This is a genomic window from Meridianimarinicoccus marinus (genome assembly GCF_040689105.1).
Taxonomy (GTDB): Bacteria; Pseudomonadota; Alphaproteobacteria; order Rhodobacterales; family Rhodobacteraceae; genus Meridianimarinicoccus; species Meridianimarinicoccus marinus.
In genome coordinates this window covers 14,287-31,200 of record NZ_JBFBVU010000030.1, presented here as the reverse complement: position 1 = coordinate 31,200, position 16,914 = coordinate 14,287, and the positions used below count along the sequence as shown (strand labels likewise).

Sequence of the window (16,914 nt, the reverse complement as noted above, 5' to 3'; positions counted from 1 at the left end):
CGTGTTGTATCCACATCATCACCGCGCGGATCAAAGGGCAAGACCCCGGCCCCCGCGCGGAATGGTTCAGTCGCGAAAGTCCGGTGCTTCGCGATCCAAAATGCGTTTCATTTCAGCGAAATGCGCAAACTCCGCCCCTTTGTAGAGCGGCCATTCCGCAGCCGTCGCCTCGGCAATTTCATCGGCCATCACCGCCAGCGGCTGCCCGGTGGAATAGGCCAGCACCATGGTGCGCGCGGCGCGTTCCAGATGGTACAGCGCGTCATAGGCCTCGGCCACGGTTTCGGCGACGGTGGTCACCCCGTGATTGCCCATCAGCACCGCCGAATGGTTGCCAAAGCTCCGGGCGATGCGCAGCCCTTCGGCCTCATCCGTGGCGATGCCGCCGAAATCCGGATCATAGCCCAGGCGGTTGTAGAACCGGGCCGTGACCTGATCGATGGGTTTGATCGTCGGGTCCTGCAACCCCGCCAGCGCCGTGGCATAGGGCGGATGGATGTGCAAGGCCACGCGGGCCTGCGGCACATGCCGGTGCAAAGCCGCGTGGATCGCCCAGGCCGAAGGGTCAGGCGAATCGTCCCGCGCCATGGTGGCGGGATCGTCCGCATCCACCAACAGCAGGTCCGACGCCCGGATCATCGAGAAATGCCGCCAGCGCGGGTTGATCAGGAATTGCCGCCCGTCGTCGGACACGGCGGCCGAGAAATGGTTGCCCACGCCTTCGTGCCAATCGGCTCGTACCGCCAGCCGGAAGGCGGCGGCCAGATCCTCGCGCAGGGAGGCCTCAGGTTCAGGCACGGTGCTTCTGCGCGATCGGCAGTTCCATGTTTGGCGTGTCGATCGAAACCCGGACGAAGGGTTCGGGGTGATCGTTGCAACAGGTCAGGACTTGTGCGGAAACGACATCAGGTTCCGACAGCAAGCCCTTGCTATAAATCATTTCTTTCTGGGCATCCCCCTCGATCCAGCCCAAGGCGATCTGGTCACTATGGGTCCAGCCTCCGCCGGCCCCGTACCGCTCCATCTGGGCCGAGGCGGTGGTTCCCGACAGGCTCAAACCAAGGGTCAGCACGCATAGTAGATGCGGAAACAATACCCTCGGACGCCATCGCTCCAGCACGGTGTCACGCCGTTGCTGACTTCGTATCCCTGCGCCCGCGCCTGCCGCCAGACCGCCCACGCGCGATCTTGCGTCGCGTAGGGGCCGTATTGCTGCCAGCATTGACCGTATTGCACGGGGTGCAGGATGGGGGGTGTTGCACGGGGTGGGGTCGCGTCGGTCCGCCGGTCTTCGGCCACGGCCATCTGCGCCGAAACCAGACCCCCGCACAGAAGTGCAGTCCACAGTTTCATCGTTGCCTCCTTCAAGGCCACACGATGAGTATACCATGAAATCCGCCGCCGCCCGAGCGGCACCGCCCGCCCCGTTTTGCATGGGCTCACGACTTGACAGGCAGGAGGGCGGCGCGCGGTGCATCACTCCACAATCTCCGCGGTCTCAACCACCGCGTGGAACAGGACATTTGCCCCCGCAGCGGCCCATTCGGGGCTAATTTCCTCGGCTTCATTGTGGCTGAGACCGTCGACACAGGGGCACATCACCATGGCCGTGGGTGCGACGCGGTTGATCCAGCAGGCATCATGGCCCGCACCCGAGATGATGTCGCGATGCGAATAGCCCAGCCGATCGGCGGCGTTGCGCACGGCGGTGACACAGCCTTCGTCGAATTCGACCGGATCGAAACCGCCGACCTTCTCGAACTCGATGGCCATGCCCATGTCGTCGCAAATCTTGTTGCCGCCGTCGATCAGCCGCTGCTCCATGTCCTGGATCATCGCCAGGTCGGGAGAGCGGAAATCGACCGTGAACACCACCTTGCCGGGGATCACGTTGCGCGAATTCGGGTAGACGTCGATGTGACCCGCCGCGCCCACGGCATCCGGGGCATGGCTGAGCGCGATCTCATCGACCAGTTCCAGCACCCGCGCCATGGCCAGCCCGGCGTTGCGGCGCATGGGCATGGGGGTCGATCCGGTATGCGACTCCTTGCCGGTTATCGTCACTTCGGTCCAGCTCAGCCCTTGGCCATGGGTGACCACGCCGATGTCCTTGCCTTCGGCCTCAAGGATTGGCCCCTGTTCGATGTGCAACTCGAAGAAGGCATGCATCTTGCGGGCGCCGACCGCTTCCTCACCCTTCCAGCCGATGCGCACCAATTCGTCGCCAAAGTTCTTGCCCTCGGCATCCTCGCGCTCATAGGCCCAGTCCTGTGAGTGGATGCCTGCGAACACGCCCGAGGCCAGCATCGCCGGGGCAAAGCGGGTGCCTTCCTCGTTGGTCCAATTGGTCACGACGATGGGGTGTTTGGTCTTTATTCCCAGATCGTTGAGGCTGCGAATGATCTCCAGCCCGCCCAGCACGCCCAGAACCCCGTCGTATTTGCCGCCCGTGGGCTGGGTGTCCAGATGCGAGCCGACATAGACCGGCAGCGCGGCGGGGTCTGTGCCCTCGCGGCGGGCGAACATGGTGCCCATCTGATCGACGCCCATGGTCATCCCGGCCTCTTCGCACCATTTCTGGAACAGGGCGCGGCCCTCGGCATCATCGTCGGTGAGGGTCTGGCGATTGTTGCCACCCGCAATGCCGGGGCCGATCTTGGCCATCTCCATCAGGCTGTCCCACAGCCGCTCTCCGTTGATCTTCAGGTTTTCTCCGGGGGCGGGCATGGGGCTCTCCTGCGTCTTGATGGGCCGGGGATCGCGGCGCTTGCGTCAACAGATTTCCTGACCATATGGTCAGGATCAACGAAGCACAGCAATTCGCACCGGTCAACAGATTACAGGAGGGCCGAAGCCCGTGGCCGACACCGCCCGCAATCGCAAGAAAAACATTCGGGCCGAAAACGAGGCGCTGATTCTGCAAGCGGCGGAAAAAGTCTTTGCCGAGGCGGGCTATGGCGGGGCGACCATGCAGTTGATCGCGGATGTGGCCGGGCTGCCGAAAGCCAACCTGCATTACTATTTCCCGACCAAGGACGAATTGTATCGCCGGGTCGTCGAGACGATCTTCCAGATCTGGCTGGACGCGGCCAATGTGTTTGAAAACTCGGACGGGCCCGCCGAGGGCATCGGCGCCTATATCGACGCCAAGATGGAAATCTCGCGCCGCCATCCCGCCGGGTCCAAGGTCTGGGCCTCCGAGGTCATGCATCGCGCCCCGGTCATCCAGGAATGGCTGGAATCGACGCTGAACGTCTGGACCGACGGGCGCATCGCGCTGATCGAAAGCTGGATTGCCGAAGGCCGGATGGACCCGGTGGATCCCCGGCACCTGCTCTACATGATCTGGGCCACCACCCAGCACTACGCCGATTTCGGCCACCAGATCGAGACCCTGAACAACGGCGCGCCGCTGGACGACGCGCAATGGGAAACGGCCAAGACCAACGTGCGCCGCATCATCCTGAAGGGCATCGGCGTCTCGCCCGACTAAGCTGCGCGCGGGTTTGAACGGTCTCCTCGACAAATACCGCTAAAATTAACCTCAACTCCACCTTCCGCCCCATCTGTCGAATGGATGCGGTAATCTACTCAAAGTTTAGACAAGCACGAGTGGAGTTTTCGACATGACCGCAATTGCCATCACCGCCGCCGCCTATGCACCCGCTGCCCGTCGCGTGATGCCGGTTGCGGCCGGTCCGATGGCCGCCGCGGCCAAGCCCGCCGCACCCGCGGTTGAATTGCATCAGGAGATCGTCTCCCCCATGGCCGAGATCATCGTACAAGCCAACGCCAGCACCCGCGCTGACAACGACCGCTATGACAACCGCGTCACCGGTGCGACCGAGAACGTCCGGTCCTTCGACCGGATGGAGAACATCACCAAAGGGTTCGAACATCTGCGCGAAATCTTCCAGAACCTGCAGGAAGAAAGCGCCCGCGCCGCCGAGGCCTCGCCCATGGCCGACGGTCAAAGCACCATGGCCCTGCCCGATGGCGCCACGCTGGACATGAAGGTCTGAGCGCGGGTTCGCATCGACACCCGTAAACGGCCACGCTGGGGAGCGTGGCCGTTGTCATTTTAGTCGGGTCTGAACTGGGTGCTGGCCGCCTATTCAGCCGCTTCCACCGCACCGGGATTATTGGGATGCGTGGTCCAGTTGGCGTAATCGTCGCTGACCACCTTTCCGGTCCTTGGATCGGTCTGGCCCGCCGCCATCGGCTCCATCGTGATGCAGCCGTCCACCGGGCAGACGTTGACGCACAGGTTGCAGGCCACGCATTCCTCGTCCTTCACGGTGAACACCCGGTCGTCGGACATGGCGATGGCCTGGTGGCTGGTGTCCTCGCAAGCCGCATAACAGCGGCCGCATTTGATGCAGGACTCCTGGTCGATCTTCGCCTTCGCCACGTAGTTCAGGTTCAGATACTGCCAGTCGGTCACATTGGGCACGGCCCGGCCCTGGAAATCGGCGATCGAGGCATAGCCTTTCTCGTCCATCCATTCCGACAGACCGGCGGCCATCTCCTGCACCACCTTGAAGCCATAGGTCATGGCTGCCGTGCAGACCTGCACGTTGCCGCAGCCAAGGGCGATGAATTCCGCCGCGTCGCGCCAGGTGGTGATGCCGCCGATGCCGCTGATCGGCAGGCCGTGGGTTTCGGCATCGCGGGCGATCTCGGCCACCATGTTCAGGGCGATGGGTTTGACCGCCGGGCCGCAATATCCGCCGTGGCTGCCCTTGCCGTCGATCGAAGGCTCGGGGCTGAAACTGTCCAGATCGACCGCCGTGATCGAACTGACCGTGTTGATCAGGCTCACCGCATCGGCGCCCCCCGCCTTGGCCGCGCGCGCCGGATAGCGGATGTCTGTGATGTTCGGGGTCAGCTTCACGATCACCGGCATGCGGGTGTTCTGCTTGCACCAGCGCGCCACCATCTCGATGTACTCGGGCACCTGGCCCACGGCGGCGCCCATGCCGCGTTCGCTCATCCCGTGCGGACAGCCGAAGTTCAGCTCGATCCCGTCGGCGCCGGTGTCCTCGACCAGCGGCAGGATATCCTTCCACGCCTGTTCCTCGCAGGGCACCATCAGCGAGACGATCATCGCCCGGTCGGGGTAGTCGCGCTTGACCGCCTTGATCTCGCGCAGGTTCACGTCCAGCGGGCGGTCTGTGATCAACTCGATATTGTTGAGCCCCAGAAGGCGCCGATCGGCGCCCCAGACCGCGCCATAACGCGGGCCGTTCACGTTCACGATGTGCGGATCCTGGCCGAGGGTCTTCCAGACCACCCCGCCCCAGCCGGCCTCGAAGGCGCGGCGCACGTTGTATTCCTTGTCCGTGGGCGGCGCCGAGGCCAGCCAGAACGGGTTCGGCGACTTGATGCCCAGAAAGTCGGTCGACAGATCGGCCATGGTATTCTCCCGGTTGCGGCGCCGTGGCGCCCGGCCCGCTGACGGGGCCTTGTCTGATTATTCGGCGGCGACGGAGGCTTGCCCCATCAGCGTGGCATGGATGTCCTCGGCGGCGTCGCGGCCCTCGGCCACGGCGGTGACGGTCAGGTCATCGCCCCCAGCCGCACAGTCGCCTCCGGCCCAGACCCCGGGCAGCGAGGTGCGCCCCGGCCCGGTTACGGTGATCTTGCTGCCATCCAGTTGCAGCCCGCCGGGTGCTTCGTCCAAGCGCTGGCCGATGGCCTTGAACACCTGGTCCGCTTTCAGGCGGAAGGTGGTGTTGGTCAGCACAAGGCCCTCCGGCCCGACCTCAGTATAGGCGAATTCCACCCCGGTGACGACGCCGTTGCCCAGTACCCGAAGCGGGGCCGCCCCGGTGATGATGCGCACGCCCTTCGAGGCCGCGTGCAACTGCTCATGCTCTGACGCGCCCATCTGCGGCTGCTCGCGGCGATAAACCAGCGACACGGTTTCCGCGCCCAGCAGCTTGGATTGCACGGCGGCATCCACGGCGGTCATGCCACCGCCGATCACCACCACATCGCGGCCTACGGGGATCTTGCTCTTGTCCGGGGCCTGGCGCAGGGCGGCGATGAAATCCACCGCGTCGTGGACGTTGTCATGCTCTTCGCCCTCGGCCCGCAGCGCATTGACCCCGGCCAGACCGACCGCAAGAAACACCGCGTCGTGATCTTCCTGAAGCTCGGAAAGGGCCAGTTCACGGCCCAACCGCACGTTGGTGCGCACGGTGATGCCGCCGATCTGCAATAGCCAATCCACCTCGGCCTGCGCGAACCCGTCGGGGGCCTTGTAGGCGGCGATGCCATATTCGTTCAGCCCGCCGGGCTTGGGCCGTGCGTCCATCAGATCGACGTCATGGCCCTTCATGGCCAGCCGGTGCGCACAGGCCAGACCGGCCGGGCCAGCCCCGACTACGGCCACCCGGAACCCGGTCGCGGGCGCGCGGCTGTAGGGATGGGCGCCGCTGTCCATGACGGCATCGGTGGCAAACCGCTGCAACCGGCCGATCAGCACCGGCTTGCCCTCGGCCGCCTCGCGCACGCAGGCGCCCTCGCACAGGATGTCCGTGGGACAGACCCGCGCGCACATGCCGCCCAGAATGTTCTGGTCAAAGATCGTGCGCCCGGCAGCCTTCGGCATCCCCGTCTGGATCTGTCGAATGAACAGCGGAATGTCGATCGATGTCGGGCAGGCCGTCACGCAGGGCGCATCATGGCAGAAATAGCAGCGATCCGCCGCTACCACCGCCTCATGCGCATCCAGCGGGCCATAGAGATCATCGAAGTTCGACTTGTAGGCGGCGTCGGCCAGACGACCGGGCACCACTCCTGGCGTGGTCTCGGAATTGGACATCGAAAACTCCCCGAATCCTTGTGTTGCGACGGGTTTTGATCCCGCTTGGCTGCATCCCGGCGGTCGCGGTCCTGCCTGACACACCGGGTAAGCCTGCAGCGTTGCCAGCAAAGATCGAAAAATCAAGGCTTCTGTGGCGGAAAGGTCGACCGGACCGCCGGAGATTATTGCAGCGCATCGCTTTTCACCGAATGCGTTAAGGTGTAAGACGCGGCATTGGCACGGCAAAGATCCGGCGAACCAGACCGACCACAAGCGAGGGTAAGATGACAGGCAATTCCCACGGCGATGATGTTGAATTCATTCGCGCACTTGCGGAGCTCTTGCGGGAAAACGACCTGACCGAGCTTCAGGTCAAACGCGAATACGGCGAAGACAGCGCCTTGAATGTCCGCGTCTCCCGCGTGCTGCAAGCGGCCCCGGTCCAGAGCTTTGCACAGCCCGTCGCGGCCGCCCCCGCCGTTGCCGCCTCTGCCCCCGCCGCTGCGAGCGCAGGCCCGGATGCCGGCGCTTCCGCCGATCCGGCCAGCCATCCCGGCGCCGTGACCTCGCCCATGGTGGGCACCGTCTATCTGCAGCCCGAACCGGGCGCGGACTCGTTCATCAGCGTCGGCCAGACCGTGTCGGAAGGCCAGACACTGCTGATCGTCGAAGCCATGAAGACCATGAACCAGATCCCCGCCCCGCGGTCCGGGACCATCTCGCGCATTCTGGTCGAAGATGGCTCACCGGTGGAATTCGGCGCTCCGCTCGTCATTCTCGAGTGAGAGGCCCCATGTTCAAGAAGATCCTTATCGCGAATCGCGGCGAAATCGCCCTGCGTGTCATCCGGGCCTGCCGTGAGATGGGCATCGCCAGCGTGGCCGTGCACTCCACCGCCGACTCCGACGCCATGCATGTGCGCATGGCGGACGAAGCCGTCTGCATCGGCCCGCCCCCGGCCAACCAGAGCTATCTGCTGGTGCCCGCCATCATCTCGGCCTGCGAGATCACCGGCGCCGAGGCGATCCATCCCGGCTATGGCTTCCTGTCCGAGAACGAGAAATTCGTGCAGGCGGTGCAGGATCACGGGCTGACCTTCATCGGCCCCGATCCCGAGCATATCCGCCTGATGGGCGACAAGATCACCGCCAAGGACACCATGAAGAAACTGGGCGTGCCCTGCGTGCCCGGATCCGACGGCGGCGTGCCGACGCTTGAAGATGCCCTGCGCATCGGCGAGGAATTCGGCTATCCGGTGCTGGTCAAGGCCACCGCCGGTGGCGGCGGACGCGGCATGAAGCTGGCCCGGTCGGCCGAGGAAATGAAGAACGCCTTCCGCACCGCGCGCTCCGAGGCCAAGGCGGCCTTTGGCAACGACGAGGTCTATCTTGAAAAGTACCTCGGCAAGCCGCGCCATATCGAAGTGCAGGTCTTTGGCGACGGCAAGGGCAACGCCGTGCATCTGGGCGAGCGCGATTGTTCGCTTCAGCGCCGTCACCAGAAGGTGTTCGAGGAAGCTCCCGGCCCGGCCATCGACGCCGAAACCCGCGCTCGCATCGGCAAGGTCTGCGCCGAGGCCGTGGCGGCCATCAATTATGCCGGCGCCGGCACCATCGAGTTCCTGTTCGAGGATGGCGAGTTCTTCTTCATCGAGATGAACACCCGCCTGCAGGTGGAACACCCGGTGACCGAGTCGATCTTCGGTGTCGATCTGGTACGCGAACAGATCCGCGTCGCCGCCGGTCTGCCGCTGTCCTTCTCGCAGGAGGACCTGCAGATCAACGGCCATTCGATCGAAGTGCGGATCAACGCCGAGAAGCTGCCCAATTTCACCCCGTGCCCGGGCCGCATCACGGCCTATCACGCGCCAGGGGGGCTGGGCGTTCGTATGGATTCCGCGCTCTACAACGGCTATTCGATCCCGCCCTATTACGACAGCCTGATCGGCAAGCTGATCGTCCATGGCCGCGACCGGCCCGAGGCCATCGCGCGGCTGGATCGTGCCCTGGGAGAGTTGATCGTCGACGGGATCGACACCACCCTGCCGATGTTCCGCGATTTGCTGCGCGAACGGGCTGTTCTGACCGGTGACTACGACATTCACTGGCTGGAATCCTGGCTCGAACGCGCCAATCTGACGGGCAACGCCTGACGAGTTCGCCGCCCGCCGCGACTGATGCGCGACGGGCGGCGAAAGGATGGCCAGTGCCATGGATCGCCGCGACATCACCCCGGACATCCTGCTGAAGGCCTATGCCTTGGGGGTGTTTCCCATGGCCGAGTCTCGCGAGGATCCCGAGATCTTCTGGGTCGACCCGCGTCACCGCGGGATCCTGCCGCTGGATCGGTTTCACATGTCACGATCGCTGGCGCGGCATGTCCGGCGCGGCGGCTTCGAGGTGGCGATCGATCGCGATTTCGCGGCCACCGTCGAAGGCTGTGCCGAGCGGGCCGAAACCTGGATCAACGCCACGATCTTCGATCTGTATCTTCAGTTGCACCGCAAGGGCCACGCCCATTCACTGGAAATCCGGCAAGACAACCAGTTGATTGGCGGCGTCTATGGCGTTGCCCTTGGCGGGGCGTTCTTCGGTGAAAGCATGTTTTCGCGTCGGGACAATGCCTCCAAAACCGCGCTGGCCTTTCTGGTCGACCGTTTGACGCGCGCCGGATTCATCCTGTTCGATACCCAGTTCATCACGCCGCATCTGTCCCGGCTGGGCGCGGTCGAGATCTCGCGGGCCGATTATCACCAGCGGCTGGAATCGGCGGTGGCGCGGCCTGCGGACTTCCGCGCGCCGGAAACGCCCACGCCTCAGGAATTGGTGCAGCGGATGACCCAGACGTCATAGCGCATGTGATCGAAGGCGTTCAGCGCCGGGGACGAGGCCACCATCCAGCCCTCGAACAGCGTGTCCCCGCTTTCCGTGCTGCGGATCAGCAGGAAGGCATAGGCGTCGCCGGCGGGGTTGTTCACCGGGTAGCGGCATTCGATGACGCCGATCCGCAGGCGATCCAGCACCACTTCGGACCCGGCGGGCACCATGAACTCGGTCAACTCTCCCGACAGCCGATCCAGCGCGCGCAATTCCGCGACGCGCCCGTTCTCGACCTGCTCGGCCAGTGCCGTGCCGGCAAGAGCGAGGGCAAACAGCCCCGTCAGGAGGGATTTCACGAGTCGCCGCCCCCGACGAACTTGGACAGCAGTTCGATCAGGCTGATGGCACCCTGGGTGTTGGACACCTCGTCGCCGGATTCATAGTTGAACGGCGATCCGCCGGGCTGGATCTCGACAAAATTGCCGCCCAAAAGCCCTTCGGAGGCGATGATGACCGAACTGTCGTCAGGCAGGATCACGTCGTCCTGGATCGACAGGTTGGCATCGGCGCGGAAAGTCTGGGGGTTCAGCGACAGATCGGTGACGGATCCGATCTTGACCCCGGCCAGGCGCACATCGGTGCCGACGCTGATCCCCTCGGCCGAGCGGAAGCTGGCGATAAGATCATAGCCGGCACGCGATTGCACCGCACCGACGGACGTGACGGCATAGGCCACAAATCCGATGGCCACGGCCAGAACCAGGGCACCGACGGCAAGCTCTGCGCGGGTTTCAGACATGGGGGTATGCTCCGCGCGTTATTCGGGCGACCAGGCTTCGTAGTCCTGCCGCGCCACCGGATCGGGACGACGCAGGGATCCCACGGGCGCATAGGCCATCGCGGTGCCGGTCAGGTTTTCCTGATGCGGCTTTTCCCAGGTCTTGTGCGGCAGCGGCGACTCGGTCGGGGGCTGATCCCAGGTGTGATGCAGCCACCCGTGCCAGTCGGCGGACACGCGACTGGCTTCGGCTTCGCCATTGAAGATCACCCAGCGACGCGCCTTGTCCCGGGTTTCATAAAAGACGTTGCCCTGTTCGTCTTCACCGACTTTCACGCCATTGCGGCGGGTGAACAACTGGGTGCCGATGGTCTGGCTGTTCCACCAGGTGACGGACCGGAGGAGAGTGTCAAGAATGGCCATGGGATACCTCTGCTCTTTGCTCGTTCATGGCCCAGACAGAGGCGCAGGTCCAGAGCCAATATAGACGCGGCGCCGCTGCGGAACGGATCGCCGTCCGGCGCGAACACTATACGAAAGTATAGGGGCATTCTCGAAAGAGCAGTGCGCTATACGCACGCATGGTGGTCGCCACACCGGTCACATGTCAGTTTCAGACAGTGGGGAAGCTGGTGCATTTTATGCATCGGCGCGGGGCGCGGTTTCCAGCAACTGCGCCCCGTTTTCCTTTCGGAAACACCAATTCCCGTTCTGATATTCTCCAACAAAAAAGACGCCTTGCGGCGCCTTCTTCATGTTGGTTTACGCGGAACCTACCCCGCCGAGACAGGTTCTTCCTTGCGATCGGCATAGATCAGCAGCGGGGACGCGTCGGAATTGACCGCCTCTTCGTTGACCACGACTTCCTCGACCCCTTCTGCGGTCGGCAGGTCGAACATCGTGTCCAGAAGAATGTCTTCCATGATCGAGCGCAGGCCGCGCGCGCCGGTCTTGCGCTGGATCGCGCGGCGCGAGATCGCCCGCAGCGCATCGTCGGTGAAGGACAGTTTGGTCTCTTCCAGATCAAACAGGCGCTGATACTGTTTGACCAGCGCGTTCTTCGGCTGGGTCAGAATGGTGACCAGCGCGTCCTCGTCCAGATCCTGCAGCGTGGCGATGACCGGCAGACGCCCGACGAATTCCGGGATCAGCCCGAATTTCAGCAGGTCTTCCGGCTCCAGTTCCTGGAAGATCTCGCCGATGCCACGGCCTTCTTCCTCGCGAACATCGGCGCCAAAGCCAATGGCCGAACCCTTGCCGCGGCGCGCGATGATCTTGTCGAGCCCGGCGAAGGCGCCACCACAGATGAACAGGATGTTGGTGGTGTCCACCTGCAGGAATTCCTGCTGCGGATGCTTGCGCCCGCCCTGCGGCGGAACCGAGGCCACGGTGCCTTCCATGATCTTCAGCAGCGCCTGCTGGACGCCCTCGCCCGAGACGTCGCGGGTGATCGAGGGATTGTCCGATTTACGGGTGATCTTGTCGACTTCGTCGATGTAGACGATGCCGCGCTGCGCGCGTTCGACGTTGTATTCCGACGCCTGCAACAGCTTCAGGATGATGTTCTCGACATCCTCGCCCACGTAACCGGCTTCGGTCAGCGTGGTGGCATCCGCCATGGTGAACGGCACATCCAGGATGCGCGCCAGTGTCTGGGCCAGCAGGGTCTTGCCGCATCCGGTGGGACCGATCAGCAGGATGTTGGACTTGGCCAGTTCCACCTCGGATTTGCCGGCGTGGTTCAGACGTTTGTAATGGTTGTGGACCGCCACCGACAGCACGCGCTTGGCATGCGACTGCCCGATCACATAGTCGTCCAGAACATCGCAGATCTCTTTCGGCGTCGGCACACCTTCCGAGGACTTCAAACCGGAGGTCTTGGTTTCCTCCCGAATGATGTCCATGCACAGTTCGACGCACTCATCGCAGATGAACACGGTCGGACCGGCAATCAGCTTGCGAACCTCATGCTGGCTTTTGCCGCAGAAGCTGCAATAGAGGGTGTTCTTGCTGTCGCCGCTCGAATTGTTCGCCATCCATATCCTCCGACGCCACTTTACGTGGCAGGCTGGCGTGCGGCCGGGCCGCACACTCAGCTAAGGTTAGGTCAGCACAAGGCCGCCCACAATGTCAAATTTCCATACGGTCCGCACGGGGGCCGAAGGGGTTAGTCCTTGTCCGCCGGCAGGGCCGCGCGGCTTTCCACGATTTCGTCGATCAGACCCCAGTCCTTGGCATCTTCCGGCGACATGAAGTTGTCGCGTTCAAGGGCGGCCTCGACGTTCGCAATCTCCTGCCCGGTGTGTTTCACGTAGATCCCGTTCAGCCGGGTTTTCAATTTCTGGGTTTCCCGGGCGTGGATCATGATGTCGGTCGCCTGACCCTGATACCCGCCCGAGGGCTGGTGCACCATCACGCGACTGTTGGGCAGCGAGAACCGCATGTCCTTCTGCCCGGCGGTCAGCAGCAGCGAGCCCATCGACGCCGCCTGCCCGATCACCAGTGTCGACACCGCCGGCTTGATGTACTGCATGGTGTCATAGATCGACAGGCCCGAGGTCACGACTCCGCCGGGGCTGTTGATATACATCGAGATTTCCTTGGACGGGTTTTCCGCCTCAAGATGCAGCAGCTGGGCCACGATCAGGCTTGACATGCCGTCATGAACGGGGCCGGACAGGAAAATTATCCGTTCCTTCAGAAGCCGCGAGAAAATGTCATAGGCACGCTCCCCGCGCGAGGTCTGTTCGACCACCATCGGCACGAGGGTGTTCATATAGGTCTCATAGGGATCTTGCATGGGAAGTGCCTTCTGCTCGGGGCTGCGCCGCTTGTCTCCCGGGAGTCTTAGTCGCCGCTCTAGGGGGCTGCAAGGGCCGCTCTGCCCGGGAAGATGGCAAGAGCCTCAAAGTTGACGAAAACATTTTTCAATTCCCTGTGCTTGCCGCATCGCCCCGGCGTCCCGCCGCGCGTGCAGCGGGTTGACCGTCCATGAAGTCACCATTGAAATGTTAATTGTCGGTTCCGACCACGCGGCCTCTCGACAGTTTCCACTGGGCAACCTTATGATCCGCAGCAAAGGGTGTGGAATGAAACAGTTACTTGTCTTGAATGGGCCGAACCTCAATCTGCTGGGCATACGCCAGCCCGAGTTCTACGGCGCAACGACTCTGGCCGATGTGGAAGATTTGTGCCGACAGACCGGCGCGGCGCTCGGGGCCGAGGTCACCTGCTTTCAAAGCAACCACGAAGGGGCGCTGATCGATCAGATCCATGCGGCGCGCACCACCCGTGACGGGATCATCCTCAATGCCGGTGCCCTGACCCATACGTCGATTGCCCTGATGGATGCGATCCAGTCCGTCGAACTGCCGGTGGTCGAGCTGCACTTGTCCAACATTCACGCCCGCGAAAGCTTTCGCCACAAGTCCTGGATCGCGCCGGTGGCCGTCGGTCAGATCTGCGGCTTCGGTCCGGCAGGCTATGACCTGGCCATCCGGGCGCTTCTGGCACATATCGAGGCGGCATCATGACCCTTCTGGACGATATCGAGGTTTTCATCAACGCCACCGAGGTAGAAGAGGTCTGGGATCGGCTGGTGACGCGTCTGGGCGGTTACGGGTTCGACCGGCTGATGTATGGGTTCACCCGCTACAAGACGCAAAGCGGTTTCGGCGATCCGCAGGATCTGTTGATCCTGACCAACCACGAGGCCCGCTACACCGACCGGTTTGTCGGCGAGGCCATGTATTTCCATGCTCCCATGGTGCGCTGGTCCAGCGAGAACGTCGGCGCCTGCAGCTGGAGCTGGATCCGCGATCATCGGCACAGCATGACGCCGGCGGAACAGAAGGTCGTCATGTTCAACCAGTCGATGGGCGTCACCGCCGGTTACACCATCAGCTTTCCGCATATTTCGTACCGCTATCGGGGCGCCATGGCGCTGACCGCACGGGTCGGCCTGTCTCAGGACCAGGTTGATGCGGTCTGGGCGGAACATGGCCGCCAGATCGAGGCGCTGTGCAATGTCGCGCACCTGAAGCTGACTTCGCTGCCGCACAACGGGTCGCGCCGGGCGCTGACCAAGCGGCAGCGGGAAGTGCTGGAATGGGTGGGCGACGGAAAGACCACGCAGGACATCGCGACGATCATTGGACTCACCCCGGCCACTGTGGAAAAACACCTGAGACTCGCGCGCGAAGCGCTTGAGGTCGACACCACCGCACAGGCTGTCATGAAAGCCTCGCTCAAGAACCAGATTTTTTTGATCGACGCAAAAGCCTGATTTCCACACACTTTTAACGGGAAATTTGGAAATTGTTGCACAGTGGGGAATTCCGCACTTCCCAAATCCTGCGAAATGCGCGAAAATTTACGGGTTCCCACGCTGGCGGTTTTACAACCGGGGAATATCCGGGGCCTCCGTTCGCAATTTCGATCGGAGCCCCGGTTCTTCGGACACGTCCGAAGCGTCCGGATGACGGTGGTTTTTCATCGTCGCTGTTCGGGCAACACCGTGATCGGGGCTGTACTCATCCCCACAAGCAACAGTCTCCGAAAACGATAAAGGGGCGGTTCGAATTACTTCGAACCGCCCCTTGACTGTCTGCATGGATCAGAAGCAGAGGACTCCGTGACAGCGCCCTCCGGAACTTCGTCTCAGCCCTGAACGGCCTTGGCCACCTCGGCTGCGAAGTCTTCTTCTTCCTTTTCGATGCCTTCGCCCACTTCGAGGCGCACGAAGCCGGTGATCTCCACGCCGGCTTCCTTGGCAGCGTCTCCCACGGTCAGATCCGGGTTCACCACGAAGGACTGGCCCAGCAGGGTCACTTCCGACAGGAACTTCTTCATGCGGCCGACGATCATCTTCTCGATCACGGCTTCCGGCTTGCCGCTTTCACGGGCAATCTCGATCTGCACCGATTTCTCTTTCTCGACCACGGCCGGATCCAGATCCGCTTCGGACAGCGATGCCGGGTTGGCGGCGGCGACATGCATCGCGACCTGCTTGCCAAAGGCTTCGTTGTCACCGCTCAACGCGACCAGAACACCGATTTTTCCCATGCCGTCGGCAGCCGCGTTGTGCACGTAGGACACCACGGTATTGCCTTCGACGCTGGCCATCCGGCGCAGGGTCATGTTCTCGCCGATGGTGGCGATCTTCGCGGTCAGCGTATCGGCAACGGACTTGCCACCCAGATCGGCCGCGGCCAGCGCATCAATATCGGCAACGTTCAGCGCGGCACCGGCAATGGCTTTCACCATCTGCTGGAATTCGGCGTTCTTGGCCACAAAGTCGGTTTCCGAGTTCACCTCGACGGCGACACCCTTGCCACCTTCGACGGCCAGGGCGACCAGACCTTCGGCGGCGGTGCGGCCCGATTTCTTGGCGGCCTTGGCCAGACCCTTGGTGCGCAGCCAGTCGACGGCTGCTTCCATGTCGCCATTGGTTTCTGTCAGGGCCTTCTTGGCGTCCATCATGCCGGCGCCGGTGCTGTCGCGCAGTTCTTTGACCAGTGCTGCTGTAATTGCCATGTCTGGCTCTCCTAAATCTCGCAGGGTTTCCCGCCGCAGTTGGACCGCAGCGAGTGACAGTTCTGTGACGTCCGGGGCTCAGCCCTCGGCGGGCAGCTCTTCGGCGGCGGGCTCGACGGCTTCGCCAGCGTCCGCGACGACTTCTTCTTCAAGACCTTCTTCAAAGGCCCCCAGGTCGATCCCGGCAGCGCCCATCTGGGCGGTCATGCCGTCCAGAGCGGCACGGGCCACCAGATCGCAGTACAGCGAGATCGCACGCGCCGCGTCATCGTTGCCCGGAATGATGTAATCCACGCCTTCGGGCGAGCAGTTGGTGTCGACCACGGCCACAACCGGGATGCCCAGCTTCTTGGCTTCCTTGATCGCCAGATCTTCTTTCTTGACGTCGATGACGAACAGAAGGTCCGGAACACCGCCCATTTCGCGGATCCCGCCCAGCGAGGCCTGCAGTTTGGCCTGCTCGCGCTCCATGCCCAGACGCTCTTTTTTAGTCAGGCCGGCAGCGCCGACTTCCATCTGCTCGTCGATCGCCTTCAGGCGGTTGATCGAGTTGGAAACGGTTTTCCAGTTGGTCAGCGTGCCGCCCAGCCAGCGGTGGTTCATGTAGTACTGCGCGCATTTCTCGGCGGCGTCCGCCACCGGCTTTTGCGCCTGGCGCTTGGTGCCGACGAACAGAACCCGGCCACCCTTGGCGACGGTTTCCTTGATGACGTTCAGCGCGGCGTCCAGCATGGGCGCGGTCTGCGTCAGGTCGAGGATGTGAATCCCGTTGCGGTCGCCGTAGATAAACGGCGCCATGCGCGGGTTCCAGCGTTGGGTTTGGTGACCAAAGTGCACACCAGCTTCAAGCAGCTGGCGCATGGTAAAATCAGGCGACATATCCATATCCTTTCCGGTTTACGCCTCGGCGGGGATCAAGGGGCAATTGCCCAACCGGCGGACCTTTGAGGATTTCTCCCCCAAGAGGCCCA

General features: G+C 63.0%; 20 protein-coding genes. 7 read left to right on the top strand and 13 right to left on the bottom strand.

Features of this window, described 5'->3' with window-relative positions:
• Positions 1-66: 66 nt before the first annotated feature.
• From AB0T83_RS17190 to AB0T83_RS17175, 4 genes are all read right to left on the bottom strand, one after another.
• Positions 67-798 (bottom strand): class II aldolase/adducin family protein, encoded by a 732-nt coding sequence (locus AB0T83_RS17190; RefSeq protein ID WP_366194459.1) that lies wholly within the window; start codon positions 796-798, stop codon positions 67-69.
• Positions 791-1,072: a hypothetical protein gene (locus tag AB0T83_RS17185; protein WP_366194458.1), complete on the bottom strand. Its 282-nt coding sequence runs from the start codon at positions 1,070-1,072 to the stop codon at positions 791-793. Before AB0T83_RS17185 ends, AB0T83_RS17190 begins: the two co-directional genes overlap by 8 nt.
• Positions 1,066-1,353 carry a hypothetical protein gene (locus AB0T83_RS17180; RefSeq protein ID WP_366194457.1) on the bottom strand — a complete coding sequence of 96 codons (288 nt, stop codon included), beginning with the start codon at positions 1,351-1,353 and terminating at the stop codon, positions 1,066-1,068. Before AB0T83_RS17180 ends, AB0T83_RS17185 begins: the two co-directional genes overlap by 7 nt.
• A gap of 123 nt (positions 1,354-1,476) precedes the next feature.
• Positions 1,477-2,727, bottom strand: coding sequence for a Zn-dependent hydrolase (locus AB0T83_RS17175; RefSeq protein WP_366194456.1), 1,251 nt, complete (start codon positions 2,725-2,727; stop codon positions 1,477-1,479).
• Positions 2,728-2,857: 130 nt separating this feature from the next.
• Between AB0T83_RS17175 and AB0T83_RS17170 the strand changes: the two genes are divergently transcribed.
• Entirely contained in the window at positions 2,858-3,493 is a 636-nt protein-coding gene (locus tag AB0T83_RS17170; RefSeq protein ID WP_366194455.1) for a TetR/AcrR family transcriptional regulator, read from the top strand.
• Positions 3,494-3,626: 133 nt separating this feature from the next.
• Positions 3,627-4,022 carry a hypothetical protein gene (locus AB0T83_RS17165; RefSeq protein WP_366194454.1) on the top strand — a complete coding sequence of 132 codons (396 nt, stop codon included), beginning with the start codon at positions 3,627-3,629 and terminating at the stop codon, positions 4,020-4,022.
• Between the two features lie 89 nt (positions 4,023-4,111).
• Here the strand turns inward: AB0T83_RS17165 and preA are convergent, their stop codons facing one another.
• Together preA and AB0T83_RS17155 are read right to left on the bottom strand one after the other, a co-directional pair.
• Entirely contained in the window at positions 4,112-5,416 is a 1,305-nt protein-coding gene (gene preA, locus AB0T83_RS17160) for an NAD-dependent dihydropyrimidine dehydrogenase subunit PreA (RefSeq protein WP_366194453.1), read from the bottom strand.
• 57 nt (positions 5,417-5,473) lie between these two features.
• Positions 5,474-6,829, bottom strand: a complete 1,356-nt coding sequence (locus tag AB0T83_RS17155) for an NAD(P)-dependent oxidoreductase (RefSeq protein WP_366194452.1) — start codon at positions 6,827-6,829, stop codon at positions 5,474-5,476.
• A 266-nt stretch (positions 6,830-7,095) separates the two neighbouring features.
• On the opposite strand from AB0T83_RS17155, the gene accB reads away from it, so the two are divergent.
• The 3 genes from accB to aat are packed head-to-tail and all read left to right on the top strand — an operon-like array spanning position 7,096 to position 9,663.
• Positions 7,096-7,596: an acetyl-CoA carboxylase biotin carboxyl carrier protein gene (accB, locus tag AB0T83_RS17150; RefSeq protein WP_366194451.1), complete on the top strand. Its 501-nt coding sequence runs from the start codon at positions 7,096-7,098 to the stop codon at positions 7,594-7,596.
• Positions 7,597-7,604: 8 nt separating this feature from the next.
• Positions 7,605-8,963, top strand: a complete 1,359-nt coding sequence (accC, locus tag AB0T83_RS17145; protein WP_366194450.1) for an acetyl-CoA carboxylase biotin carboxylase subunit — start codon at positions 7,605-7,607, stop codon at positions 8,961-8,963.
• A 58-nt stretch (positions 8,964-9,021) separates the two neighbouring features.
• Positions 9,022-9,663: a leucyl/phenylalanyl-tRNA--protein transferase gene (gene aat, locus AB0T83_RS17140; protein ID WP_366194448.1), complete on the top strand. Its 642-nt coding sequence runs from the start codon at positions 9,022-9,024 to the stop codon at positions 9,661-9,663.
• Here aat and AB0T83_RS17135 read toward each other — a convergent pair.
• The 5 genes from AB0T83_RS17135 to AB0T83_RS17115 form a co-directional block, all read right to left on the bottom strand.
• Positions 9,627-9,986, bottom strand: coding sequence for a DUF2155 domain-containing protein (locus tag AB0T83_RS17135; protein WP_366194447.1), 360 nt, complete (start codon positions 9,984-9,986; stop codon positions 9,627-9,629). The two genes, aat and AB0T83_RS17135, sit on opposite strands and share 37 nt — an antisense overlap.
• Entirely contained in the window at positions 9,983-10,429 is a 447-nt protein-coding gene (gene mlaD, locus AB0T83_RS17130) for an outer membrane lipid asymmetry maintenance protein MlaD (protein WP_366194446.1), read from the bottom strand. The genes AB0T83_RS17135 and mlaD overlap by 4 nt, the downstream gene beginning before the upstream one ends.
• An 18-nt stretch (positions 10,430-10,447) precedes the next feature.
• Entirely contained in the window at positions 10,448-10,831 is a 384-nt protein-coding gene (locus tag AB0T83_RS17125; RefSeq protein ID WP_366194445.1) for an NADH:ubiquinone oxidoreductase subunit NDUFA12, read from the bottom strand.
• A gap of 350 nt (positions 10,832-11,181) precedes the next feature.
• A complete protein-coding gene (gene clpX / locus AB0T83_RS17120) occupies positions 11,182-12,444 on the bottom strand; it encodes an ATP-dependent Clp protease ATP-binding subunit ClpX (protein ID WP_366194444.1) in 1,263 nt (420 codons plus the stop codon).
• 131 nt (positions 12,445-12,575) lie between these two features.
• A complete protein-coding gene (locus tag AB0T83_RS17115; protein WP_366194443.1) occupies positions 12,576-13,208 on the bottom strand; it encodes an ATP-dependent Clp protease proteolytic subunit in 633 nt (210 codons plus the stop codon).
• A 289-nt stretch (positions 13,209-13,497) separates the two neighbouring features.
• Between AB0T83_RS17115 and aroQ the strand changes: the two genes are divergently transcribed.
• Positions 13,498-13,941: a type II 3-dehydroquinate dehydratase gene (gene aroQ, locus AB0T83_RS17110; RefSeq protein ID WP_366194442.1), complete on the top strand. Its 444-nt coding sequence runs from the start codon at positions 13,498-13,500 to the stop codon at positions 13,939-13,941.
• Positions 13,938-14,693 (top strand): helix-turn-helix transcriptional regulator, encoded by a 756-nt coding sequence (locus AB0T83_RS17105; protein WP_366194441.1) that lies wholly within the window; start codon positions 13,938-13,940, stop codon positions 14,691-14,693. Before aroQ ends, AB0T83_RS17105 begins: the two co-directional genes overlap by 4 nt.
• Before the next feature lie 374 nt (positions 14,694-15,067).
• Here AB0T83_RS17105 and tsf read toward each other — a convergent pair whose 3' ends face one another.
• Both tsf and rpsB read right to left on the bottom strand, forming a co-directional pair.
• On the bottom strand, positions 15,068-15,943 hold the full coding sequence (tsf, locus tag AB0T83_RS17100; RefSeq protein ID WP_366194440.1) for a translation elongation factor Ts: 876 nt from the start codon (positions 15,941-15,943) through the stop codon (positions 15,068-15,070).
• Positions 15,944-16,021: 78 nt separating this feature from the next.
• Positions 16,022-16,828: a 30S ribosomal protein S2 gene (rpsB, locus tag AB0T83_RS17095; protein ID WP_435891188.1), complete on the bottom strand. Its 807-nt coding sequence runs from the start codon at positions 16,826-16,828 to the stop codon at positions 16,022-16,024.
• Positions 16,829-16,914 lie beyond the last annotated feature (86 nt).